We start from the raw sequence: 22524 nt of genomic DNA, 5'->3' as shown, positions 1-22524 counted from the left end.
GCGGAGTGGAGCGGGATGGTCCGTCACGGGGACGGTCGAGCGCTGACCTGAGAATGTGAGCGCTCACATCGGTGGTGCTGGGCAATACTGATTGAGGTCCAGGTGCTTGTCAAGTCGGTCGGTGCCCGGCGTGTCGCGACAGGATTTACACGTTCGCCACACGCCGTTCACGCGCGTGAGCGGTCGTCACGTCACAGTGTGCCCATGATCACCGCGACCGCGACCGTCCACACGGCGCACGACGCCGCCGGCCTGTTCTGGTTGTCGCGCCGCCTGCTCGCCGAGCACCGGGCCGCGAAGGTCGAGGTGGGCCAGTACCTCGTGCAGCTCGCCGACGCCGGGACCGTGCTGCTCACCGAGCTGCCCGAGGCGCTGCGGTTCGACGTCGTCGTCCGGGACGAGCTGACGGCACGCCGTACGCGCCGGGCGCTCGAGGCCGCCCTCGAACGCTGCCTGCCCGGCACGGTGTCGGCCATGAGCTGGCAGACCGAACCCGTCGCCGTCTGAGGGCAGCCCCGCGACACCCCCGAACCAGCGCGACGCCCCGGGTTCGTGGGGTGTCGTGCCGGTTCGGGGGTGTCGGGCCGCGCTAGAACGCGGTGATGGTCCAGCTCGCCGTGTGGGCCTCGCCCGGCGCGAGCAGCACGAGGTCGTCGCCCGAGTTGAAGGCGTCCGGCGGACAGGTCATCGGCTCGACGGCCAACCCGACCCGGTCGTTCTCGGGCTCGGGGCGGTCGGCGGTGTGCACCTGCACCCAGGGCAACTCGGCACCCCACGACATGGTGACGCCGTGCCCGTCGCGCGCGGTGACCGTGGCGGTGACCCGCGCCTCCTGTGCGGGGCCGCCCGCGCCGTCGACGCCGTCGACCGCGGTGAACGCGAGGTCGGTGAAGGCGTGGTCGACGAAGAGGTCGCCGATCGCGTGCCCGTCGCGGAAGTCGAAGCCGTCACGGTCGCCGACCGGTCGCGTGCCGACGGGCACGAGGCGGTCGTCGGTCACCTCGAGGTAGCTCGCGGCGGGCAACGTGAACGACCAGTCGTCGACGCGGCCCTCGCCGGCGACGAGGTAGGGGTGCGGCGCGGTGCCATAGGGGGCGACGCCCGTGCCCGCGTTGCGGGCCGTGACGGTCGTGGTGAGCCCGTCGTCGGTCAGCTCGTAGACGACCGACAGCGCCAGTCGCCACGGGTAGCCGTCGCTCGGCACGAGCACGAACGAGGCCGAGGCCCTCGCGGCCTGGGCTTGGTCGATCGTCCAGTCGGCCCAGTGGGCCAGGCCGTGCAGGGCGTGGCCGCGTTCGACCTCGTTGAGCGGCAGCTGGTGCTCGACCCCGTCGCGCTCGTATCGGCCGTCGGTCACGCGGTTGGGCCACGGGGCGAGCAGCGCCCCGCGGAAGCCCGGTCGCACCTCGTCGGCGGCGAACGGCACGACCAGGTCGCGGCCCTCGAAGGTGAGGGTGCGCAGCGTGGCCCCGACCCCGGCGATCTCGGCCCGGTAGCCATCGCGCTCGAGCACGACCTGCGCACCCGAGACCGGCACCGGCGACGTGACGAGCCTCGCGGTCGGCGGCGCACCCGGTGCGGGCTCGACGACGGGGGGCGTGGTGCCGGCCGGCGGCACCGAGGCGACGGGGGTGGGCTCAGACATGCGCGGGCTCTCCGAAGACGGACGCGGACAGGAACGGGTTGCGGAAACGCCCCTCGGGGTCGACCGACTCGACGTGGGCGGCGAAGTCGCCGAGACGCGGGAACACCCGGCGCAGCTCGGCGTGCGTGGCGGTCGAGACCTTCCCCCAGTGCGGGCGGGCGTCGAACGCTCCGAGCACCCGTTCGATCTCGGGCAGGACGGCGAGCACCTCGTCGGGACGCCGGTGCCAGGTGAAGTGGAAGGCCACGCTCTGACGTCCACCGCTCGGGCTGATCCAGGCGTCGTCGGGGGCGATCGTGCGGATCTCGCTGACCATCAACACGTCGGCGAAGGTGTGCGCGATGCCCCGCAGGCCCTCGATCGCGGCCGCGGCGTGCTCGGCCGGGATCAGGAACTCGCTCTGGATCTCTTCGCCGGCGCTCGGCGTGAAGTCGAACCGGAAGTGCGGCAGGCGCTCGAGCCAGGGGCCCGCCACGCCGCCCTGCTGCGTCACGGCCGCGGTCTCGGCGCCGGGGATCATGTGCGTGGTGTCGTCGGCCCGCACCGCGCCGAGGTCGCGGAGATCGAGACCGACCTCGTCGCCGACCCGGTGCTTCGACCAGATCTGGTCCACCCCGTCGCCGTCGTACCTCGTGAAGAAGCTCAGGCTGTAGGCGCTGGCGAGCACGGCGTCGAGGTGCTCGAGGGCGGCCGCCCAGGGCAGGTGCTCGTGGATGGTCTGCTCGACGTCGAAGGTCGGCACGGTGTCGAGTTCGAGGGTCGTGACGACGCCCACGGCGCCGAGCGAGACGACGGAGGCGCCGAACGCGTCGTCACCCCGGCGGACGGTCTCGAGGCTGCCGTCGGCGCGCACGAGCTCGACGGCGCGGACGCCCGCCGAGAGGGCGGGGTTGCCGACCCCCGAACCGTGCGTGCCGGTCTGGACCGCACCGGCGACCGAGATGTGCGGCAGCGAGGCGAGGTTGTGCAGGGCGAGGCCGTGGCGCTGCAGCTCGCCCGCGAGGGCGGCGTGCGTCGTGCCCGCGCCGACGCGGACCGTGCCGGCGGCCGAGTCGATCTCGACGGGGGTGCCGAGCGCGTCGAGCGAGACGAGGGTGCCGTCGGTGTCGGCGACGCGGTTGAACGAGTGGCGTGAGCCCAGGGCCTTGACCAGGCGGCTGCCGGTGACGACGTCACGCAGCTCGTCGAGGCTCGTGGGGCGACGCAGGTCGGTCGTCGAGTACTCGACGTTGGCGGCCCAGTTCTGCATGGAGACTCCTTCGGCTCGGGGTGCTGCGTCGAGTCTAGGCGAGCGGCCTACGGTGAGTGAGCGCTCACTCGGCTCCGTCGGTGGCCTGCCAGCCGAGGAGGGGGCCGAGGCGCTCGGCGGTGTCGGTCAGCACCTGCGTGTACTCGGCGAGGCCGAAGTCGAAGGGCAGCTCGACGATGAGGTCGTCGACCTCGCGCATCGCGGCGTTCTCGTGGAGCTGCTCGGCGATCCACTCGGACGGGCCGACGAGGTCGCGGTCGAACATCATGCCCCGGGGACCGTGGGCCACGGTCGTGCGGTCGCGACGGGAGGACGCGTAGGCCTCGTACGCCGCACGCTGCTCGGCGGTGGCCGTGTCGGTGGGCAGGACGACCGCGCCCTTGGCGACCCGCGCCTCCTGACCCGCGGGGTGGACCGCGCGGAAGGCGCGGATCTGGTCGAGCTGCGACGCGGCGAAGCGGGTCGGCTCGATCGGCCCGGGCGCGCCCGCGAAGCTGACGTTGCTGATGAGCATGCCGAGGCCCTGCCGGCCCGCCCACTCGGCGGACCGCGGGCTGCCCGCGCCGTACCAGACGCGGTCGGCGAGACCGGGGCTCTGCGGCTGCACCCGCCCGGTGTAGACCTCGATGCCCTCGGTGCCCTCGAACGCACTGACCTGCTCGCCACGCACGAGCGAGAGGAACTTCTCGACCCGACCGTACGAGAAGTCCTGGTGATCGGAGGCGTCGCCGTAGAGGTGCGGGGCGATCTCGTCGTAACCGCGGGGCTCGCCGACGCTGACCCCCAGCTGCAGCCGTCCACGCGACAGCACGTCGACCGTGCCCCAGTCCTCGGCCAGGCGGAACGGGTTCTCCCAGCCGAGCGGCATCACGGCCGTGCCGAGGGTGAGGCGCGAGGTGCGCTGCGCCGCGGCCGAGAGGAACGCGACGGGCGACGAGATGCCGAACTGGAGGTGCCGCGTCCGCGTCCAGCCGCCGTCGAGGCCCAGCGCCTCGGCCCGCTCGAACAGCTCGAGCCCCTGCTCGAGACCGGCGGTCGGGTCGTCGCCCTCGAAGGCGCCGATGGTGAGGAAGCCGAGACGGCGCAGCGGCCTCGCGGCGGCGGACGGGGCGGGCGACGAGGAGGCGGTGGTCACCGGTCGAGCCTAGCCAGACGACTCGACGCCCCGGCCCGTGTCCCCGGACCGCCTCCCCCGGCTCGCGTCCCCCGCTCGCGTCCCCCGATCCGCGTCCCCCGGACTGGGGACCGGCCCACCCCCGTACTGGGTGGCCGTGCCCCGTTGTCCCCCGGGCCCGCGTGCGGTTCGCTGGACGGAGCCGTTCGAGAGTCACGTCGACGACGACAGGACCACGGACGCCACCACGACTTCAGGGGAACAGAACACGATGGACACCGCAGAGCCCGACACCGGACGCCCGGGCACGACCGACCCGTCGGACGCCGCGACCACGCTCGGCCCCGTCACCACCGTCGGGGCCGCCCCGGCGACCTCGACCCGTCCGACGCGCCTCCGCCGCGAACGCGCCACCCGCCTGCGTCGACCCGCCACCTTCGTGCTGTCCTGGCTCGACCTGCCGAACGACGGCAGCGACCCCACGCTGCCCCTCGGCACCTGCCTGGTGCTCCGCACGGTCGGACGCCCCGCGCGCGACGTGCTCGTCGATCTGCCCGGCGGGCCCGTCCGGGGTCGCGACAAGCTGCGCCCCGGGGCTCCGCTCGGCATCGCGACCCCCGTCGAGCTCGACGCGGTGGTCGCCCTCGGCACCGTCTTCGTCGAGTGGTCGGACGGCCGGGGCGTCAGCCGGACCACGTGGCTCCGCGTCCCGCCGGTGCCGACGCGGTACCGCAGCCCCGCCGCTCGCTGACCACACCGGCGCGTCGACCCGAGCCCGGTCGCTCACCGAACGGACGCGAACGGCGCATCGAGCCGCGCCGCGCCTCCCGGGCTCAGCGGCGGTAGGCCGCCGCCGGGTGTGTCCCGGGCAGCCGGGGCCCACCGCCGGTCAGCCGCTCGCGCAGCGTCTCGCCGGGCACGTACGCCTCGCGCAGTCGACCGCGTCGACGCAGCTCGGGCACGATCAGCTCGACGAAGTCGGTCAGCGTGTCGAACGAGTGGTACTGGCGCAGGTTGATGCCGTCGATCCCCTCGTCGTCGAGCCAGCGCTCGACGGCGTCCGCCACGACCGTCGGTGTACCGGCGACGAAGAACGTGCCGCCCCAGGCCTCGTCGACCGAGTCGATCAGCTGGCCCACCGTGATGTCGAGCGGCAGCGCGGCGGCTCCCGGGTGGTCGAGCCGACCCTCGGCCTCGAGCGCCTCGCGCACGGTGCGGTCGCGGGGGTGCGACGGGGCGTCGAACGGGACGCTGCGGTGGATCAGTTTGCCCTGCTCGCTGGCGAACGAGCGGTAGAGCGCGAGCTTCTCGGCGACGACCTCGTCGGTCTCGCCCGTGATGACGCCGGCCTGCACGATGAACGACACGTCGTCGGCGGAGCGCCCGGCCGCGACGGCCGCCTCGCGCGTGGCGGCGCCGACCGCCTTGACGGCGGGACCGCCGGTGAAGACGACCTCGGCGTTGCGGGCCGCCTGCTCGACGCCCTTGGGCGACGCGGTCGCGAGGAAGAGCACGGGCGTGCGCTGCGGCGACGGCTCGCTGAGGTGCGGACCGGCGACCCGGAAGTGCTCGCCGACGTGGTCGATCGCGTGCACCTTCGCGGGGTCGGTGTAGACGCCCGAGCCGGGTTCGAGGCCGTCGGCGGTGGGGTCGGCGACGACGGCGTCGTCCTCCCACGAGCCCTCCCACAACTTGTAGAGCACGTCGAGGTACTCGGCGGCGCGGGCGTAGCGCTCGGCCTTGGGGATCTCGGCGTCGAGGCCGAAGTTGCGCGCGGCGTTCGGCAGGTACGACGTGACGACGTTCCAGCCCACGCGTCCCTTCGTGAGGTGGTCGAGGGTCGACATGCGCCGCGCGAAGGCGAACGGCGGCTCGTAGCTCGTCGAGAACGTGATGCCGAAGCCGAGGTGCTCGGTCACGGCCGCCATCGCCGGCACGACCATCATCGGGTCGTTGTTCGGCGCCTGGATCCCCTCGAGCAGGGCCGGCGCCGGGCTGTCGCCGAAGACGTCGTAGGCACCCAGCACGTCGGCGATGAAGATGGCGTCGAAACCGCCGCGTTCAGCCAGGCGGGCCAGCTCGAGCCAGTACGCCAGGTCTTTGTACTCGCTGCGATGGTTGTGCGGCAGCCTCCAGAGGCCGTGCGTGATGTGCCCGACGCAGTTCATCTCGAAGAGGTTGAGGATCAGCTTCTTCTTGGTGGTGGGGGCGTCGACGGCGACGGACGAGACGGTGGCGGACGGGTCGGGCGCGGGGATGTCTGCGGTGCTCACGCGTCCTACTGTGCCGCACCGCGCCTCCTCGTCCACCGGGCGGTGACGCCGTGTTGCACGACGGGAAGACCGGGCGGCACCCCATCGCACCGCGTTTCGTGCACGACACCGCGGCAAGACGAGACGAGGTGCGGTGCACGGAACGCGGTGCGGTGCGGTGCGGTGCAGTTCGGGACGGTGCGGCGGGTCAGCGCTCGCGGATCGTGGTCGTCACGTCGACGAGGCTGGGGTCGGCGGGCGCCGAGCCGAAGCCGAACCGCACGGGCGGGTCGAGCGGGGCCAGCGCCCCGAGCGGGCGGCCGTCGAGACGGGCGTCGACCGCGACGATGCGCCGGGCCAGCGTCACGCCGTAGTACTCGCGACGACCGCCGCCGGCCGTGCCCGCCGTACGGGCACCCCGCACGATCAGCCGGGCCACCGGATCGATCAGCGTGAGCCAGCCGGGCCGGGTCGCGAACGCCCGGGGCACGAGCCGCAGCAGCCACCCGAGCGGCGACACGGGCCCGATCTCGAGCGACAGGTCGAGCACGTCGCCGCCCGCGTCGTCCGGGCCGGCCGAGACCCGCATCGTCCGGTCGACGCCGTGCCACGAGACGGGCTGAACCCGCACCTCGTCGAACGTGTAGGTCGACGAGACGTAGTCGGCGACGGCCTGCGACGGTGCCAGCAGGGTGCGGTGGCCGTCGGTGTCCTCGACCATGACGTCGACGAAGCGACCGAGCGGCGAACGGTTCCACAGCCCGACGACCACGCGCGTCCCGGACTCGGTGCCGAAGCCGGCGATGCGTCCGTGGAACCGCTGGTCGGGGGGCAGGCTGCTCATCGTCGCTACTCGGCCACCCGGGCCGAGACGGTCTCGAGGGCGGCGAGCTCGTCGGCGCTGAGGGCGACGCTCGCGCTGGCCAGCAACGCGGGCAGCTGCTCGAGGGTGCGAGCGCTGGCGATGGGGGCGACGACGCGGGGCTGGGCCTGCAGCCAGGCGAGGGCGATCGTGGCGATCTCGACCTGGTGGGCACTCGCGATGTCTCGCAGGGCCGCCACGACGTCGAGCCCCTCGTCGCTGAAGTAGCCCTCGATGTTGCCACTGCGGGCCCCGGCGATGTCGTCACGGGTCTGGTACTTGCCGGTCAGGAAGCCCGCGGCGAGCGAGAAGTACGGCGTGACGCCGAGCTGGTTCGTGGCGGCGAGCGGGGCCAGGTCGCGCTCGTAGGCCTTCCGGGTCACGAGGTTGTAGTGCGGCTGCAGGGCGACCGGGGCCGCGAACCCCTCACGGCGCGCGATCTCGACCCACTCGGTGATGCGCTCGGGCGAGAAGTTCGAGATGCCGACGTGCCGCACCTTGCCGGCCTTCTGCAGGGCGTCGAAGGCGCCGAGGGTCTCGACGAGGTCGTCGCCGGTGTCGAAGTGCGCCCAGTACAGGTCGATGTGGTCGGTCTGCAGACGGGTGAGCGAGGCGTCGGCGGCGGCCGCGACGTTGGCGGCACCGAGCCCGGGGAACTCGGGGTGCTGGCTGACCTTCGTGCCGAGGACGATCTGGTCACGACGCGAGGCGCCACCCTGGGCGAGCCAGGTGCCGATGACCGTCTCGGACTCGCCGCCCGAGTTGCCGTCGGCCCAGGCCGAGTAGACGTCGGCCGTGTCGACGAAGTTGCCGCCGCCGGCGACGAAGGCGTCGAGCACCGAGTGCGACTCGGCCTCGTCGCTCGTCCAGCCGAAGGTGTTGCCGCCGAGGGCGAGGGGGAAGACGTCGAGGTCGGATGTTCCGATGAGGGGCATGCGGGGGTTCCTTTCGCGAACGTCGCGTCGGGTCGGCGCGGCGACTACCCAGGTCTAACGCGTCGGGGTCGGGTTCGTTCCCAGGTGGACGATCAGTAGCCCTGCTCGACGTCGACGACGCCCTCGGGGTCACCGCCGTCGGCCAGCGCCCGGATGTTCGCCTCGACCCGGGCCTGGAAGAGCGGCTCGGTCATCGCGTTCGTGTTGGCCTGGTGCGGGGTGAGCAGGGCACGGGGTTCGGCCCACAGCGGGTGACCGTCGGGCAGCGGCTCGGGGTCGACGACGTCGAGGCCCGCCGCCCCGATCCGCCCCTCGGCGAGCGCCGCGACGAGGGCGTCGGTGTCGACGAGCGGACCGCGGGCGATGTTGACGAGCACGGCCGTGTCCTTCATGGCGGCGAACTCGTCGGCTCCGAGCAGGCTGCGGGTGCCGCCGGTGAGCGCCGCGGCGACGACGACGACGTCGCTCGTCGGGAGCACCTCGGCCAGGCGGTCGACCGTGATGGTGCGGGCCGCGCCCGGGACGTCCTCGTCGGTACGGCGCACCATCGTCACCTCGACGTCGAACGGCTGCAGCAGGCGCAGCAGCTCGGTCCCGATGCCGCCGGCGCCGACGATGGTGACGCTCGCCCCGTTCAGCGAGATGCCCCGCTGCTCGCGTTCCCACGAGGAGGCGCGGGCCCTGATCTGCAAGGAGCGCAGGGTCGCCAGCGTCAGCGCCAGGGCGTGCTCGGCCACGGGTGCGCTGTAGGCCCCCTTGGCGCTCGTGAAGACGAGACCGTCCCGGGCGGTGGCCTGCATGGTCTCGACGTGGGCGTCGACGCCCGCGCTCGGGAGCTGCACGATGCGGACGCCGGGGTGCTGCTCGATCGCGGATCGCAACTCGCCCTGGTCGATGCGGCCGCCGACGACGATCATCTCGGTCTCGTCGCCGAGCTCGACGAGGCGGGCGTCGGTCGCGTCCACCGCCCGCTTCGCGGGCGCGACGCCCCACGTGTCGCCCGACGACCCCTCGGAGTCGGCGGTGGCGGAGGCGGCGGGGAGGACGGTGACGGCGACGGTGCTCATCCGTCCACCGTATCGATCAGGTCACGAAAGCGACTCAGGCTCGTGTCTTGGTCGGACCGGTGGCAGAGTGACGCCGTCTGCCGGTCGCGAAACCCGATCGTGGACGCGGGAGGCACGGGTCAACGGCGACACGCGCCTCCTTCCCTCCGACCTCGCCCGGCGACGGTCGACCGCCCCTGCGGGCAGGGGTACGCTGTCCCACGGCCCAGGCGGGCCCACGGCCCCACCGGGCCCGGCGGCAGCACGACGGAAGGCAGGTGAGCGGCGATGGCTGGTGACAGTACTGGCGCCCCGCGGCATCGCTCCGTGATCGCGCCGTCCGCCCCGCTCGTCTGAGCTGCGGGCCCGACCGACCACGAGCGATGCCCACGGGCACCGACGTCTCCTGTCGACGCACGTCGTCGACGACCCGACACCCCGGTGTCGTCTCGTCGCCCGTGTGCGTCGCCCCGGCCCCCACCGCACACCCGTCGTCCGCACGGCTGTCGTGACCACCACCGGTACGACATCGCCCCTCGACGGGCGGTCGTCGCACCCCGAACGGCAGGAGCGCAGACCGTGGCACTCATCGACAACGGCATCTACGTCGCGGGGCACCGCACCGACAGCCCGGCGAACCTCGACGAGACGTTCGAGTTGCTGCACGAGCACCAGGGCATGGCCTGGATCGGCCTGTACCGCGCCGACCCCGACGAGGTGCGCGCGATCGCCCAGGAGTTCGAGCTGCACCCGCTCGCCGTCGAGGACGCGCTCAAGGGGCACCAGCGCGCGAAGCTCGAGCGCTTCGGCGAGACCCTCTTCGTCGTGCTGCGCTCGGCCCGCTACCTCGACGCCGAGGAGACGGTCGAGTTCGGCGAGGTCCACGTGTTCGTCGGCCCGGGCTTCGTCATCACGATCCGGCACGCCGAGAACCCCGACCTCGGCCGGGTGCGCCGTCGCCTCGAGTCGAACCCCGAGCTGCTCGCACTCGGTCCCGAAGCGGTGCTCTACGCCGTGCTCGACCAGGTGGTCGACGGCTACGGCCCGGTCGTCGCCGGCATCGAGAAGGACATCGACGAGATCGAGGACGAGCTCTTCGGCGGCGACCCCGAGGTCTCCCGACGCATCTACGAGCTGCTGCGCGAGGTCATCAGCTTCCAGCGCGCGACGAGCCCGCTGCGCGGCATGCTCGAGAACCTGCTGCGCGGGTCCGACAAGTACGGCGTCGACGTCGAACTGCAGCGCTCGCTGCGCGACGTGCTCGACCACGTGCTGCGCATCGGCGAGCGCGCCGACACCTTCCGCGCGCTGCTCGAGAACGCGCTGACGGTGCACTCGACGCTCGTCACCCAGGCGCAGAACGACGAGATGCGCCGCCTGTCCGAGGCCGGGCTCGCCCAGAACGAGGAGACCCGGCGACTGTCGGAGGTCGGCCTGCAGCAGAACGACGAGGTCAAGAAGATCTCGGGCTGGGCGGCCATCCTGTTCGCCCCGACCCTGGTCGGCGGCGTCTACGGCATGAACTTCGACCACATGCCCGAGCTGCACTGGCAGTTCGGCTACCCGATGGCGGTCGCCGCGATGGTCGCGGTCGGCGCGAGCATCTGGGGCGTCTTCAAGTGGAAGAAGTGGCTCTGACGCGGTCGGGCCGGTGACGCGGAGAACGCAGGAGGCGCGGGTTGGGTGACCCGCGCCTCCTGCGTCCACGAGGCGGTGCGGTGCTGCGGTCGGGGCCTAGGCCTCGAGCGCGGCGTCGAGCGTGATCTCGACGCCGGTGAGGGCCTTCGAGACGGGGCACGTCTCTTTGGCGTTCTGGGCGGCCTCGAGGAAGCCGGCCTCGTCGATGCCGGAGACCTCGCCGCGGACGGTGAGGGCGATGCCGGTGAGCTTGAAGCCGCCGGCCGAGTCCGGGCCGAGCGAGACGTCGGCCTTGACGTCGAGCGCCTCGACGGTGCCGCCGGCCTGGCCGAGGACGGCCGAGAACTGCATGGCGTAGCAGGCCGAGTGGGCGGCGGCGAGCAGCTCTTCGGGGCTGGTCGCGCCGTTGGCGTCGTCGGCCGCACGCTTGGGGAACGAGACGTCGTAGGTGCCGAGCTTGGAGCTCGACAGTTCGACCTGGCCTTCGCCGGTCTCGAGGCTGCCGTTCCAGGCGGTGCGTGAGGTGCGAGTGGGCATGTGGTGCCTTCTTTCGTGGAGGGGGCCGACGTCGGGGTCGGCCCGGGATGGGGTGTTCGGGGTGTTCTGGTCGGTCGGTGAGGCGGGTCAGAGGTGCTGGTCGGTGAGGGCGGCCGTGTTCGCCCGGACGGCGGCGGCGAGCGCGGCGATGTCGGCTCGCAGCGTCTGCAGGTCGGTCAGCTCGAGACCGGTGGCGCCGCAGATCTGGTCGGCGAAGCCGACGGCCTGCTCGCGGAGCGCGACCCCGGCGTCGGTCAAGGCGACGTCGACGGTGCGCTCGTCGGCGGCCGAGCGCGTGCGCGTGACCAGGCCGTGGGCCTCGAGCCGCTTGAGCAGGGGCGACAACGTGCCCGACTCGAGCTGCAGCTGGTGGCCGAGCTCGGAGACGGTCGTCGGGCCGCCCTGCCAGAGGACCAGCAGCACGAGGTACTGCGGGTAGGTGAGGCCGAGCGGGGCGAGCAGGTCGCGGTACCGCGCCGTGACGGCACGCGAGGCGTTGTAGAGCGCGAAGCAGATCTGCTCGTCGAGCACGGGCGCCGGGCCCGGAGTCGTCGTCTCGGCTGCTGTCGTCATGTCGTCGACTGTAGCACGTCGTGCACCATTTGGTTGTGCACAACCGAGTCGCACCGAGCGTGACGCGGGGCGGGCGGCGACGAACCCGCCTCAGTCGACGTCGGCCCGGCGCTCGCGGAAGGCGATCATGTTCACGCGGTTGCCGCAGCGGACGCTGCAGAACCGCTTCGAGCCGTTGCGCGACAGGTCGACGAAGACCCCGTCGCAGTAGTCCGCGGCACAGGCTCGCAGCCGGCCGGTCTCGTCGGTGCGGATCACGTCGACCAGGGCGAGCGCGGACTCGACTCGGATGCGGTCGGCGAGGGGCGCGTCGTCGCTCGTCGCGTGCAGGTGCCAGTCGAGGGCGTCGTGTCGCACGAGCCGGGGCGACGAGACGCTGTCGGCCAGCATGCGGTTGACCTCGGCGGCGAGCAGATCGCGCTCGAGCGTCCAGATCCGTCGCAGTTCGGCCCGGACGCCCTGCACCGAGGCCAGTTCCGCGTCGTCCCGGTCGAAGCGGCCCGAGAAGGCGAACGAGTCGAGCAGGTCCTTCAGCTCGGCGCGGCTCGAGAGCTCGTCGTCACCGGACCGACTCGCGCCGGCGCCGGTGTTGACCAGGGCGACGTTGAACTCGAGGACGTCTTCGGTGTCAGGGGCGAAATGCAAGTTGACTCCTTGTGAGAGGCGGTCGTACGCTCGCGACAGAAGCGGCGCGTCATCACCCATTGTGCACGACGGCCCTGACAGAAGGAGTCCCCGTGAGCACCGGTGCGACCACGACCCCGCCCACGACGACGCCCCTCGCCGCCGGGCGCCCCGCCTCGACGACCGCAGGCCTGCTCGTCGCGCTGCTCGCCGCGGCCTCGTTCGGCTTCTCGGGGCCCTTCGTCAAGCCGCTGCTCGAGTCGGGGTGGAGCCCCGTGGCGGCCGTCACCGTCCGCGCCCTGATCGGCGGGGTGGTCCTCGCACCCGTCGCCCTGGTCGCCCTCCGCGGTCGGCTCGGCCCGATCTGGCGGGCCCGCCGGCGCGTGCTCGGCATGGCCGTGATCGGCGTCGCCGGCACGCAGGTCTTCTACTTCGCGGCGGTGGTGCGCATCCCGGTCGGCACCGCGATCCTCGTCGAGTACCTCGCCCCGCTGCTGCTCGTCGGGGTGGCCTGGGCGACCACGCGGCGTGTGCCGCAGGTCGTGGTGCTCGTGGGCTCCGCGATCGCCTTCGCGGGCCTCCTGCTGGTCGTCGCCCCGAGTGGCGGCGTGGCGCTCGACCCCGTCGGGCTCGCCCTGGCCGGGGCGGCCATGGTCTGCTGTGCGGCTTACTTCGTGATCGCCGCCCGACCGAGCGGCGACCTGCCCCCGGTCGCGCTGGCGGCGTCGGGCCTGCTCGTCGGCGCCGGACTGCTCGGCCTGCTCGGCCTGACCGGTCTGGTGCCGTTCACGACCTCCGCGGCCGACGTGCCCCTGTTCGACGCGATCGTGCCGTGGTGGGTGCCGATGCTCGTGGTCGGCGTCGTCGCCACGGCGGTCGCCTACGCCACGAGCATCACGGCCAGCAGCATGCTCGGCTCGCGCCTGGCGTCGTTCGTCGGCCTGCTCGAGGTCGCGGCCGCCGCGCTCTACGCCTGGCTGCTGCTCGGCGAGGCCCTCACCCCGCTGCAACTCGGCGGCGGCCTGCTGATCGTCGTCGGCATCGGCTTCGTGCGGGCCGAGCGCACCCGCGAGGCCGAGGTCGTGGCCGACGCGGTGGCCGAGACGCCCCTCGCCGACGCGGTGGCCGAGGGCCGGGGTGCGACCATGAGGTGATGGACCCCGTCGAGAACGCCAGCCTGCACGACCTCCCCCGCCCGGGCACGGCTTCCGAGATCGCGGCGACGTTCGGTCGCCCCGTGTACACGTTCGTCGAGCAGCCCCGCCTGGACCTCACGCAGCCCAGCACGATCGCGCACGACGACGTGCTGGACACCGTTGCCCTGAACTACGTGTTCGTCGCCGACCCGTCCGACCCCGGTGCCCCGTCCAACCTGGTCGAGAACGTCGCCGAGATCGACCATCACCTGGCGAACGCGGTGGACGCCGGACAGCCCGAGTGGTTCCTGGCCGGACTGCGGGCGTTCCGGTACCCGATGCTGTGGGAGGCGGTGGCCACCACGGTCGTACCCGACGAACCGGAACGGTCGGGCGGACGCGATCCCGTGGCGGAGCATCTCGCTCGGCACGTGAACCACGTGCTGATCAACACGGCCGAGGGGCGGAGCACCCGCCCCGACGGCGCCGTGCCCGTGGTGGACGCCCCCGTGACCGTCCGGCATGCGCAGCCGGGAGCGGTGCTCGTCGTCGACGGGGTCGAACACGACGCCGTGCTGATCGACACCGATCCCGACCTGGTCGGCTGGGGCACCGAGGTCGACGGCTCGATCGTGCTCGTGGTGCTGCCGCGGGACCTCGTGCCGCTGGTCGACCTGCGGTTGGCGTCCCTCGCGACCTGACCCGCGCCTCCTCGGCTTCCCTCCCCCACCGCCACCCGCGGGCGCTCGACGGCAGGGCGTCGGGTTCGACCTACCCGGGGGGCGCTCGGCGGGCCGAACCCGACCTGCCAGAGTCCGAACGGCGTACCGAACCCGACAGAACCCGTGCGACACGCCGCTCACGACCGTCCACGACGAGGCTCGCGCCGGCAGTCGTCGCGAATTGCACACGGGGGCTGGGCGAGGCCGAGCGAACCGGGGGCGGGCATAGGGTCGGGGGGTGACTCCGACGACGCTGCCGCGCAGCACGCCCTCCGCCCAGAACGTCGACGCGGCGGGCATCGCCGCGTTCGTCGACGCCCTCGAGACCACCGCCGGCGTCGAGCCGCACAGCATCATGCTGCTGCGCCACGGGCAGGTCGTCGCCGAGGGCTGGTGGGCTCCGTACTCGGCCGACCGCGCCCACCTCCTCTACTCGCTCAGCAAGAGCTTCACCTCGTCCGCGGTCGGGTTCGCCGTCGCCGGGGGGCTGATGGGGCTCGACGACACCGTGCTCGGCCACTTCCCCGAACTCGACGACGAGGTCACCGACCCGCGCAGCCGCTCGATGCTCGTGCGCCACGTGCTCGCGATGGCCAGCGGGCACCGCGCCGAGACCCTCGACCGTGCGCTCGCCGTCGACCCGGTCGACGTCGTCCGGGGCTTCCTGCTCACGCCGCCCGACGACGAGCCCGGCACCGTCTTCGCCTACAACCAGCCCTGCACCTTCGCCGCCGGCGCGATCGTGCAACGCGTCACGGGCCAGTCGCTGAGCGAGTACCTGCGCCCGCGCCTGCTCGACCCGCTCGGCATCGGCGAGGTCGGGTGGCAGCGTGACGCGTCCGGCCGTGAGCTCGGCTTCAGCGGGTTGCACGCCACCACCCACGCGATCGCCGCCCTCGGTCAGCTGTACCTGCAGCAGGGCGAGTGGGACGGCGTGCAGCTGCTGCCGCGCGAGTGGGTCGCCGAGGCCACGCGCTCGCACGTCTCGAACGCGGGCGAGTCGAACCCCGACTGGGCCCAGGGCTACGGCTTCCAGTTCTGGATGGCCCGCCACGGCTACCGCGGCGACGGCGCCTACGGGCAGTTCTCCGTCGTGTTGCCCGAGCACGACGTCGTGCTCGCCCTGACCGGCCAGTCGCTCGACATGCAGGCCGTGCTCGACGCCGCGTGGACGCACCTGCTGCCCGCGTTCGGCACGGACACGATCCGCGTCGGTGACGCCGCGGCCGACGACTCGCTGGCGGCCCGCCTCGCCGACCTGACGCTGCCCGGGGTGGCCGGTCCGACCGAGCACGACGCCGCACCGGTCCGACCGGCGGACGAGGAGGCACGGGTCGGCGACCGGCACTCCCCCGGCACCGAGCGCCTCGTCTCGTTCACCGCGGCCGAGGGCAACGACCAGCCCGGCCTCACCCTCGTCGAACTGCGCGCCTCGGCCGACGCCGCGACCACGCTCACCCTCGTCGAGGGCGACTCCCGCCTCGTGGCCCGCGTCGAGGCCGAGGACTGGGTCGTCACCGACGGCTCCGGCGACGGTGCCGGCGCCGACCCCGGCTCCGGCACCGGCACCGGCACCGGCACCGGTTCCGTCGCGGCTCCGGTCGCCGCGAGCGCCACCCGGTCGGCCGACCTGCTGCACGTCGACCTCGTCTTCGTCGAGACGCCGCACCGCCTGCACCTCACGCTCGACGAGGCGGACGCGACCTTCACGGCCCTGTGGGAGACCCAGCCACTGCACGCGCCCGCGCTGACGCAGCTGCGCATGCCGCGCGACTGACGCGGCGCGCGCCTCAGCCGAGGACGCCGGTGTGCTCGAACACGACGTTCACGCCGATCAGGATCAGGATCACGCCACCGGCGATCTCGGCCGGCTTGCCGAACCTCGCACCCACCCGGCGCCCGACGAGCACGCCGACGAAGGTCAGCACGGCGGTCGTCACACCGATCAGCAGGATCGCCCAGCCGATCGACACCGGCAGGAACGCCAGGGTCACGCCGACCGCGAGGGCGTCGATGCTCGTGGCGATCGCGAGCACGGCGAGCTCGCGGAGGTCGAGCCGGTCGGTGTCCTTCTCGTCGTCCTCGCCCGCCGAGAACGCCTCGTAGAGCATCTTGCCGCCGATCAGGGCGAGCAGGCCGAGGGCGACCCAGTGGTCGAAGGGCGCGATGTACTGCGCGAAGGTCGAACCGAGCAGCCAGCCCAGGAGCGGCATCAGCGCCTGGAACGCCCCGAAGGTGATCGCGATGACGACCGCGTGGCGCGCGTTGAAGCGCGTCATGTGCAGCCCCTTGCCGAGGGCGACGGCGAAGGCGTCCGCGGAGACGCCGAGCGCGATGAGGAAGAGGGCCCAGAACGACATGGGGGCAGCGCCTTTCGAGACGGTCGGGTGGAGACGCCGGTGTCTCGGAACCTGACGATCCTGGCATGCCGAGCGCGCCTCCTCGACCGGAAAAGTGCTGATCAGAGGTATTCGGCACACCGAATCCGCGGTGTCGGCGAACCGTCGCGCGGGGCGTCGTGCGCCGAACGCCTCCGCCGGTCGACGGTCAGGAGGCGCGGCGCCGCTCAGGCGGGGACGAGCACGTCACGGGGCAGCACGGCGTGCACGCCCCAGGTGCGGTTGGCGACCTGGGTGACGCGCAGGTCGACTACCGTGCTGGCGAAGGCCAGCGCCGTGGCCGCGTCGAGCGAGTAGAGCTGACGCATCCACTCGACCATCGCGGCGAGCGCGTCGCCGCTGGCGACGTTGAGATCGGCGTCGAAGCCGAAGGTGATGCGCGCCTCGGGGGTCTCGGCGTGGATCGTCGTGAGCGGGCGGTCCGTGGCGAGACCGACCCGCGCCTCCGTCGTCATGCCGGTCTCGATCGCGGTGCCACCGACCTCGCCGTCGCCCTGGGCCGCGTGCCCGTCGCCGAGGTAGAGCAGGGCGTCGTCGACCGCCACCGGCAACCAGAGCGTCGTGCCCGCGACGAGGTCACGGCAGTCGATGTTGCCGCCCACGGAGGTGCGGGGCGGGATGGTCGAGTGTTCTCCGGCCTCGGCGGGGGCGAGTCCCATGACGCCGAGGAAGGGCGCGATCGGTCGACGCAGACCCCGGCTCTCGGTGGCGGTGCCCGCCTCGCGGTCGATGCTCCAGAGCAGCCAGGCGGCCTCGGCGTCGACCAGGCCGAGGTGGCGGGTGATCGGGGTGTCGGCGGCCGCGGCGACCGTGAATCCCCAGTCGTCGGGGGTGAGCGAGAGCAGGTCGAGCTGGAGCATGTCGCCCGGACGGGCCCCGCGGACGGCGATCGGACCGGTCAGGGCGTGACCCCGCCGCGTCGGGAAGAGGTACGGCGTGACCTCGCCGGGCACGGTCTGCGGCTCGAGGTGACCCGAGGCGTCGAGCGAGCGCACGACGACGGTGTCGCCGGGGTCGATCGTCAGCACGGGGGCGTGGTCGCGCGAGAAGACCTCGTGGGCGGTGTCGGTGCTGGGGTCGAGGCGGTGGGTCGTCATCGTCCGAGCGTAGGCCGCGACGCCGACACCCACGCTCCGCCGGACGTGCCGCGCCCAGGGGCCCTCGGTACGATGGACACCTGTTCCGCCCAGACCCCGCCCCACCTGCTCACAGAGAGACCGACGCCCCCATGGTCCTGTTCTTCCACGTCCTCATCATCGCCATCTCGGTCGTCGGCGCCGGCCTGATCTCGGCCGCGCTCGTGGGCCTCGCCACCTCGAAGTAACCACCGCCGGTACCGCCCGAACGGGGTCTGGACGACCCGACCCCGGGGATGGTCGGATGAGGCAGTGATGGAAACACCCGACGCCCCGCACGACACCGTCCGCCCGAGCCACGACACCGAGACCCGGGTCCGCATCGTGAGGGCCGTCGTCACGGCGTTCCGTACGCGGGCCTTCCACGAGACCACGTACGCCGTCGTCGCCGAGATCGCCGACCTGCCGGTCGACACGGTCGAGCGCCACTTCCCCCGGTGGGACGGCCTCGTCATGGCCGCGGTCGACCGTTGGAACGCCGAGCGCATGGAGCCGGTGATCCCCCTCCTGCAGAGTCACGGCACCGTGAGGTTCCTCCGGGGCATCGTCGAGCAGAACGTCCTCGACCCCTCTCTCATGCGCCTCCTCACGTCGCTGCTGAACGTGGCGGCGACACCGGGCCACCCGATGGCCCCGACCCTGCAGCACGAATGGCAGAAGTTCCACGCTCTCGTCCTGCGAGGCCTCACCCAGGACGTCGCCGTCGGTCGTGAACCGGCGACCATGCAACCGGACCGCGGGGCCGAGCAACTCATCGCCCTCTACGAGGGCCTGCAGATGCAGTCCATGGTCCGGCCGCGCATGGACCTCCTGGCCTCGTACGACCGGGCCGTCACGCGCCTCCGGGCCGGATGGTCGCAGTCCTACGCCGAGCAGGTCTGGGACCTCGACCGCTAGCCCCTGCTCGCGCGGGCTCGCGACCTCCGCAGGGGGTGCGGAGACGACCCCCAAAGACCCGTTTGACGGTCGGCCCGGGTGGCCTGCACCATGGCCACATGTCCGCACTCGACGAACTCCGCGCCACGGCCCACCCGATCCGTCTGCGCCTCCTGTCGCTCCTGACCGGCGTCGCGATGAGCGCCGCCGAGGCCGGTCGCGAGCTCGGGCTGTCGCAGGCCACCGCGAGCTACCACCTGCGCGTGCTCGAGCGCGTGGGTCTCGTCGAGGTCGTCGAGGTCGTCACCATCCGCGGCGGCGAGGCCAAGCGCTACCGGCACCTGTCGTCGGCGCAGCCGTTCCCCGTCGTCCCGCCCACCGCCGACGGGACCGACGCCGACACCGACGCCGAGCGCGCCCGCTACGTCGACGCCCTGGCCGACGAGCTCCGTCGCCGCTCCCCCCGGCGGGCGGACGGCCCCCAGATCTCGACCGACGCCGAGCTCTGGGTCGACCCCGAGACCTGGCAGCGGGTCGTGCGCCACGTGGGTCACGCCTCCGCCCTCCTGCACGCGGCCGCGCAGCGCCCCCGGACACCGGGCACGAACCCGGTGTCGATGACGGCCGCGCTGTTCCCGATGAGGCGACCGTGACCGGGGACGCAGGAGGCGCCTCCTCGGCCCCCCGGGCACCTCGCGACCACCGCGGCCCCCTCGCGCACGGCACGTTCCGCTGGCTGCTCGCGGCGCGCACGACGGGCGTGCTCGGCAACGCCGTCGCCCCGATCGCGCTCGCGTTCGCCGTGCTCGACCTGACCAGGTCGGCGGCGGACCTCGGACTCGTGGTGGCCGCCCGATCGATCGCCAACGTCGCGGTGCTGCTCTTCGGAGGCGTGATCGCCGACCGGCTGCGGCGCGACGTCGTGCTCGTCGGGACGTCGCTGGCCGCGGCCGGGACGCAGGCCGTGGTCGCGACGCTCGTCGTCACGGGGTCGGCGACGATCCCGCTGCTCGTCGTGTTGGGCGTGCTGAACGGGGCGGTCGCCGCGGTGAGCCTGCCCGCGGCGGCGGCCCTCGTGCCCGAGACGGTGCCCGACGGCCTGCTGCGGCCCGCCAACGCGCTGCTGCGCCTCGGCCTGAACGGAGGCAGCGTCGTCGGGGCCTCGGCCGGGGCGGGCATCGTGGCGGTGGTCGGGCCGGGGTGGGGTCTGGTGATCGACGCCGCGGGGTTCGCGCTCGCGGGCGTGCTGTACTCGCGGCTGCGGCTGCCCGTCCGGCCGGGAACCCCGGCGACCGGCGAGGCAGACGCGGGCTCGGGCTCGGGCTCGGGCACGGGCACGGGCACGGGCACGGGCACGGGCGCGGGCACGGGCTCGGGCACAGGCGCGAGCTCGTCGGTGCTCGCCGACCTGCGCGAGGGGTGGCAGGAGTTCACCCGGCGCTCGTGGGTCTGGATCGTGGTGGCGCAGTTCGCGGTGCTGAACGCCGCGTTCGTGGGGGCGACGACGGTGCTCGGGCCCGTCGTGGCGGACGGGACGTTCGGGCGGGCGGCCTGGGGACTCGTCGTCGCGGCCCAGACCGTCGGCCTCGGCCTCGGGGCCGTCGTCGCCCTGCGCTGGCGACCCCGGCACGGCCTCGCCGTGGGCGTGGGGCTGATGGCCGTGACGGCGATGCCGGTGGCGACGCTCGGACTGGCGCCGGCGGTGCCCACGCTGGTGGTGGCGTTCCTGCTGGGCGGCGTCGCCCTCGAAGTCTTCGCCATCTCGTGGGACCAGTCGTTGCAGGGCAACGTTCCCCGCGCCTCCCTGGCCCGGGTCTACTCGTACGACATGGTCGGCTCGTTCGTGGCCGTGCCGCTCGGCGAGGTGTTCGCCGGGCCGGCGGCACACCATTTCGGCACGCGACCGACGCTGCTCGTCTGTGCCGCGATCATCGTCACGGCGACCCTGGCGGCCGTGGCGACGCCGGGCGTCCGCCGACTGACGACCGAGGTGACGACCGGAGCCACGACCTACCGGGCTATCGGGCCGTGACGGTCGCGAGTTCGTCCCAGTGGGTGGTCGCGCGCGGCGAGACCATGTCGCGCTTCATCGACCACCCGCGGCGGTGCCGGAGACCCGCGATGCCGAGCCCCAGGGTGTCTTCGCCGAACTTGCCGGCGATCCGGTCGATGACGGCCCCGTAGGCGGGCGGTGCCGCGTCGGCCTCTCCGAAGACGTCGAGGCTCGCGTGTTCGTCGCGCGGGGTGAGCTCCATCAGGGTGACGCCGGCTCGGACGTAACGCTTGCCGGGTTCGAGCTGCGGGCCGAGGGCGGCGATGGCCGAGCGGTACAACAGGGCGGCGTCGTCGGTCGGCTCGGGGAACGCCACCGACACCGAGTGGTTCGTGTGGGCGGCGCTGTCGGAGAACGGCGAGGTCGCGGTGAAGCACCGCATCATGCGCGTCAACGAGCCCTGCTGTCGCAACCGGGCCGCCGCGCGCTGCGTGTACACCGACAGCACCTCTTCGAGTTCGGTGACGGTCGTGATGGGCACTGCGAACGACCGCGAGTGGTAGATCTGCTCGCGCTCGGGCTGCACCTGCTCGATCGGCAGGCAGTCGACGCCGCGCAGCTCGTGCACCACCCGGGCCTGCACGACGCCGAAGCGCGAGCGGATGCGGGCCGCGTCGGCGTCGCGGAGGTCGGCCGCGGTGTGGATGCCGAGCAGCGCGAGCTTCTTCGCCGTACGTCGGCCGATGCCCCAGACGTCGCCGACGTCGACGCTCGCGAGGATGGCGGTCTGCTGCTCGGGGGCGTAGCTGCCCAGGTGGCAGACGCCGGCGAGGGCGGCGTTCTGCTTGGAGCCGCGGTTGGCCAACTTGGCCAGGGTCTTGGTCGGCGCGATGCCGATGCTGACCGGCAGACCGATGAGTTTGCGCAGGGCCCGGCGGATCTCGCGGGCCTGCGCGATCGTGTCGTCGAGCGAACCCGTCAACTCGATGAACGACTCGTCGATCGAGTACACCTCTTGGTCGCTGGTGTACCGGCTGAGGATCTCGGCCGACCGCGCCGACATGTCGCCGTAGAGCTCGTAGTTGCTCGACACCGCGACCACGCCCTGCATCGCCGCGATCGGCGCGATGCTGTGCCACGGTGCGGCCATGTCGACGTTCAGCGCCTTCGCCTCTTGCGAGCGCGCGATGACGCAGCCGTCGTTGTTCGACAGCACGACCACCGGTCGGCCCTCGAGGGCCGGGTTGAACACGCGCTCGCACGACACGTAGAAGTTGTTGGCGTCGACGATGGCGACGCTGCGCTCGGACGTGGCGGACCTGGAGGTCGTGACGGACTCAGACACGGTGCAGGCACCTCGTCACGACGCCCCAGATCGTCGCCTCGTCGAGCTCGGACAGCACGATCTCTGGGTAGGCCGGGTTCTCGGGGCTGAGCACCATCTGCCCCTGCCGGTACGAGAGGCGCTTGACCGTCAGCTCGGCGTTGACGACGGCGACGACCACGTGCCCGTCGTGCGCGTCGAGGCCCCGGTCGACGACGAGCTCGTCACCGTCGAAGATGCCGGCGCCGGTCATGCTGTCGCCGCTGACGCGGACCAGGAACGTCGCGGTCGGGTCGCGCATCAGGTGCCGGTTGAGGTCGACCGGCCCGTTGTAGTACCCCTGTGCCGGCGAGGGGAATCCGGCGTGGACGGCTTCGGCGGCTTGCTGCGGCAGCAGGTGGTCGGGACGTTCGTCGCCGCCGACGGGACCGATGACGGCGGTCACCGTGCGCCCTCGCGCCCG

The 22524-nt window shown here is 72.9% G+C and carries 23 protein-coding genes; 9 read left to right on the top strand and 14 right to left on the bottom strand.

The features are described 5' to 3' along the window. Positions 1–204: 204 nt before the first annotated feature. Positions 205–507 carry a hypothetical protein gene (locus tag ASE87_RS00985; protein WP_056225228.1) on the top strand — a complete coding sequence of 101 codons (303 nt, stop codon included), beginning with the start codon at positions 205–207 and terminating at the stop codon, positions 505–507. An 82-nt stretch (positions 508–589) separates the two neighbouring features. On the opposite strand, the gene ASE87_RS00980 is transcribed toward ASE87_RS00985, so the two are convergent. The 3 genes from ASE87_RS00980 to ASE87_RS00970 form a co-directional block, all read right to left on the bottom strand. Continuing rightward, a complete protein-coding gene (locus ASE87_RS00980) occupies positions 590–1645 on the bottom strand; it encodes an aldose 1-epimerase family protein (protein ID WP_082452219.1) in 1056 nt (351 codons plus the stop codon). After that, positions 1638–2894 (bottom strand): D-arabinono-1,4-lactone oxidase, encoded by a 1257-nt coding sequence (locus ASE87_RS00975; RefSeq protein ID WP_056225225.1) that lies wholly within the window; start codon positions 2892–2894, stop codon positions 1638–1640. Before ASE87_RS00975 ends, ASE87_RS00980 begins: the two co-directional genes overlap by 8 nt. 64 nt (positions 2895–2958) lie before the next feature. Beyond that, positions 2959–4029: an LLM class flavin-dependent oxidoreductase gene (locus ASE87_RS00970; RefSeq protein WP_056225221.1), complete on the bottom strand. Its 1071-nt coding sequence runs from the start codon at positions 4027–4029 to the stop codon at positions 2959–2961. 250 nt (positions 4030–4279) lie between these two features. On the opposite strand from ASE87_RS00970, the gene ASE87_RS00965 reads away from it, so the two are divergent. Beyond that, entirely contained in the window at positions 4280–4759 is a 480-nt protein-coding gene (locus ASE87_RS00965; protein WP_056225216.1) for a hypothetical protein, read from the top strand. A gap of 82 nt (positions 4760–4841) precedes the next feature. On the opposite strand, the gene ASE87_RS00960 is transcribed toward ASE87_RS00965, so the two are convergent. From ASE87_RS00960 to ASE87_RS00945, 4 genes are all read right to left on the bottom strand, one after another. Next, entirely contained in the window at positions 4842–6281 is a 1440-nt protein-coding gene (locus ASE87_RS00960; protein ID WP_235472157.1) for an NtaA/DmoA family FMN-dependent monooxygenase, read from the bottom strand. 187 nt (positions 6282–6468) lie between these two features. Then, positions 6469–7104 (bottom strand): hypothetical protein, encoded by a 636-nt coding sequence (locus ASE87_RS00955; RefSeq protein WP_056225213.1) that lies wholly within the window; start codon positions 7102–7104, stop codon positions 6469–6471. 5 nt (positions 7105–7109) lie between these two features. Further along, positions 7110–8057 (bottom strand): aldo/keto reductase, encoded by a 948-nt coding sequence (locus tag ASE87_RS00950; protein WP_056225210.1) that lies wholly within the window; start codon positions 8055–8057, stop codon positions 7110–7112. 92 nt (positions 8058–8149) lie between these two features. Then, positions 8150–9124 (bottom strand): D-isomer specific 2-hydroxyacid dehydrogenase family protein, encoded by a 975-nt coding sequence (locus tag ASE87_RS00945; RefSeq protein WP_137848227.1) that lies wholly within the window; start codon positions 9122–9124, stop codon positions 8150–8152. Positions 9125–9682: 558 nt separating this feature from the next. On the opposite strand from ASE87_RS00945, the gene ASE87_RS00940 reads away from it, so the two are divergent. Continuing rightward, the gene (locus tag ASE87_RS00940; RefSeq protein ID WP_043595123.1) at positions 9683–10741 is read left to right on the top strand and encodes a magnesium and cobalt transport protein CorA; all 1059 of its coding nucleotides are present in this window, start codon (positions 9683–9685) and stop codon (positions 10739–10741) included. Between the two features lie 96 nt (positions 10742–10837). Here the strand turns inward: ASE87_RS00940 and ASE87_RS00935 are convergent, their stop codons facing one another. The 3 genes from ASE87_RS00935 to ASE87_RS00925 all read right to left on the bottom strand — a co-directional run bounded on the left by ASE87_RS00935 (position 10838) and on the right by ASE87_RS00925 (position 12496). Continuing rightward, complete coding sequence (locus tag ASE87_RS00935; protein ID WP_043595124.1) at positions 10838–11278, bottom strand: OsmC family peroxiredoxin; 441 nt, start codon at positions 11276–11278, stop codon at positions 10838–10840. 87 nt (positions 11279–11365) lie between these two features. Next, positions 11366–11851 carry a MarR family winged helix-turn-helix transcriptional regulator gene (locus tag ASE87_RS00930; RefSeq protein ID WP_056225207.1) on the bottom strand — a complete coding sequence of 162 codons (486 nt, stop codon included), beginning with the start codon at positions 11849–11851 and terminating at the stop codon, positions 11366–11368. Positions 11852–11941: 90 nt separating this feature from the next. Continuing rightward, a complete protein-coding gene (locus tag ASE87_RS00925) occupies positions 11942–12496 on the bottom strand; it encodes a CGNR zinc finger domain-containing protein (protein WP_235472156.1) in 555 nt (184 codons plus the stop codon). Between the two features lie 92 nt (positions 12497–12588). Between ASE87_RS00925 and ASE87_RS00920 the strand changes: the two genes are divergently transcribed. From ASE87_RS00920 to ASE87_RS00910, 3 genes are all read left to right on the top strand, one after another. Next, positions 12589–13629 (top strand): DMT family transporter, encoded by a 1041-nt coding sequence (locus ASE87_RS00920; RefSeq protein WP_082452217.1) that lies wholly within the window; start codon positions 12589–12591, stop codon positions 13627–13629. Then, a complete protein-coding gene (locus ASE87_RS00915) occupies positions 13629–14312 on the top strand; it encodes a hypothetical protein (protein ID WP_056225203.1) in 684 nt (227 codons plus the stop codon). Before ASE87_RS00920 ends, ASE87_RS00915 begins: the two co-directional genes overlap by 1 nt. A 259-nt stretch (positions 14313–14571) precedes the next feature. Further along, the gene (locus ASE87_RS00910; protein ID WP_056225200.1) at positions 14572–16110 is read left to right on the top strand and encodes a serine hydrolase; all 1539 of its coding nucleotides are present in this window, start codon (positions 14572–14574) and stop codon (positions 16108–16110) included. Between the two features lie 13 nt (positions 16111–16123). Here the strand turns inward: ASE87_RS00910 and ASE87_RS00905 are convergent, their stop codons facing one another. Continuing rightward, positions 16124–16693 carry a manganese efflux pump MntP family protein gene (locus ASE87_RS00905; RefSeq protein WP_056225197.1) on the bottom strand — a complete coding sequence of 190 codons (570 nt, stop codon included), beginning with the start codon at positions 16691–16693 and terminating at the stop codon, positions 16124–16126. A gap of 206 nt (positions 16694–16899) precedes the next feature. After that, positions 16900–17829, bottom strand: a complete 930-nt coding sequence (locus tag ASE87_RS00900) for an acetamidase/formamidase family protein (protein WP_056226716.1) — start codon at positions 17827–17829, stop codon at positions 16900–16902. A 294-nt stretch (positions 17830–18123) separates the two neighbouring features. On the opposite strand from ASE87_RS00900, the gene ASE87_RS00895 reads away from it, so the two are divergent. The 3 genes from ASE87_RS00895 to ASE87_RS00885 all read left to right on the top strand — a co-directional run bounded on the left by ASE87_RS00895 (position 18124) and on the right by ASE87_RS00885 (position 20776). After that, positions 18124–18765, top strand: a complete 642-nt coding sequence (locus ASE87_RS00895) for a TetR/AcrR family transcriptional regulator (RefSeq protein WP_043595129.1) — start codon at positions 18124–18126, stop codon at positions 18763–18765. A 98-nt stretch (positions 18766–18863) separates the two neighbouring features. Further along, positions 18864–19397, top strand: coding sequence for a transcriptional regulator (locus ASE87_RS00890; RefSeq protein ID WP_056225194.1), 534 nt, complete (start codon positions 18864–18866; stop codon positions 19395–19397). Beyond that, positions 19394–20776: an MFS transporter gene (locus ASE87_RS00885; RefSeq protein WP_056225191.1), complete on the top strand. Its 1383-nt coding sequence runs from the start codon at positions 19394–19396 to the stop codon at positions 20774–20776. The genes ASE87_RS00890 and ASE87_RS00885 overlap by 4 nt, the downstream gene beginning before the upstream one ends. On the opposite strand, the gene ASE87_RS00880 is transcribed toward ASE87_RS00885, so the two are convergent. Both ASE87_RS00880 and ASE87_RS00875 read right to left on the bottom strand, forming a co-directional pair. Then, the gene (locus ASE87_RS00880; protein WP_056225187.1) at positions 20763–22082 is read right to left on the bottom strand and encodes a Y-family DNA polymerase; all 1320 of its coding nucleotides are present in this window, start codon (positions 22080–22082) and stop codon (positions 20763–20765) included. The two genes, ASE87_RS00885 and ASE87_RS00880, sit on opposite strands and share 14 nt — an antisense overlap. Continuing rightward, positions 22075–22506 carry a LexA family transcriptional regulator gene (locus ASE87_RS00875; protein WP_148076764.1) on the bottom strand — a complete coding sequence of 144 codons (432 nt, stop codon included), beginning with the start codon at positions 22504–22506 and terminating at the stop codon, positions 22075–22077. The genes ASE87_RS00880 and ASE87_RS00875 overlap by 8 nt, the downstream gene beginning before the upstream one ends. Positions 22507–22524 lie beyond the last annotated feature (18 nt).

The sequence above is a fragment of the Frigoribacterium sp. Leaf44 genome, assembly GCF_001421865.1.
GTDB lineage: Bacteria > Actinomycetota > Actinomycetes > Actinomycetales > Microbacteriaceae > Frigoribacterium.
This window is presented reverse-complemented; position numbering and strand designations above follow the sequence as displayed.

Bases quoted from the DNA above. Each gene is read 5' to 3' on its own strand.
- ASE87_RS00945 (WP_137848227.1), bottom strand. From the start codon at position 9,124: ATGAGCACCGTCGCCGTCACCGTCCTCCCCGCCGCCTCCGCCACCGCC.
- ASE87_RS00900 (WP_056226716.1), bottom strand. From the start codon at position 17,829: ATGACGACCCACCGCCTCGACCCCAGCACCGACACCGCCCACGAGGTC.
- ASE87_RS00950 (WP_056225210.1), bottom strand. From the start codon at position 8,057: ATGCCCCTCATCGGAACATCCGACCTCGACGTCTTCCCCCTCGCCCTC.
- ASE87_RS00975 (WP_056225225.1), bottom strand. From the start codon at position 2,894: ATGCAGAACTGGGCCGCCAACGTCGAGTACTCGACGACCGACCTGCGT.
- ASE87_RS00985 (WP_056225228.1), top strand. From the start codon at position 205: ATGATCACCGCGACCGCGACCGTCCACACGGCGCACGACGCCGCCGGC.
- ASE87_RS00955 (WP_056225213.1), bottom strand. From the start codon at position 7,104: ATGAGCAGCCTGCCCCCCGACCAGCGGTTCCACGGACGCATCGCCGGC.
- ASE87_RS00890 (WP_056225194.1), top strand. From the start codon at position 18,864: ATGTCCGCACTCGACGAACTCCGCGCCACGGCCCACCCGATCCGTCTG.
- ASE87_RS00915 (WP_056225203.1), top strand. From the start codon at position 13,629: ATGGACCCCGTCGAGAACGCCAGCCTGCACGACCTCCCCCGCCCGGGC.
- ASE87_RS00905 (WP_056225197.1), bottom strand. From the start codon at position 16,693: ATGTCGTTCTGGGCCCTCTTCCTCATCGCGCTCGGCGTCTCCGCGGAC.
- ASE87_RS00895 (WP_043595129.1), top strand. From the start codon at position 18,124: ATGGAAACACCCGACGCCCCGCACGACACCGTCCGCCCGAGCCACGAC.
- ASE87_RS00935 (WP_043595124.1), bottom strand. From the start codon at position 11,278: ATGCCCACTCGCACCTCACGCACCGCCTGGAACGGCAGCCTCGAGACC.
- ASE87_RS00980 (WP_082452219.1), bottom strand. From the start codon at position 1,645: ATGTCTGAGCCCACCCCCGTCGCCTCGGTGCCGCCGGCCGGCACCACG.
- ASE87_RS00965 (WP_056225216.1), top strand. From the start codon at position 4,280: ATGGACACCGCAGAGCCCGACACCGGACGCCCGGGCACGACCGACCCG.
- ASE87_RS00930 (WP_056225207.1), bottom strand. From the start codon at position 11,851: ATGACGACAGCAGCCGAGACGACGACTCCGGGCCCGGCGCCCGTGCTC.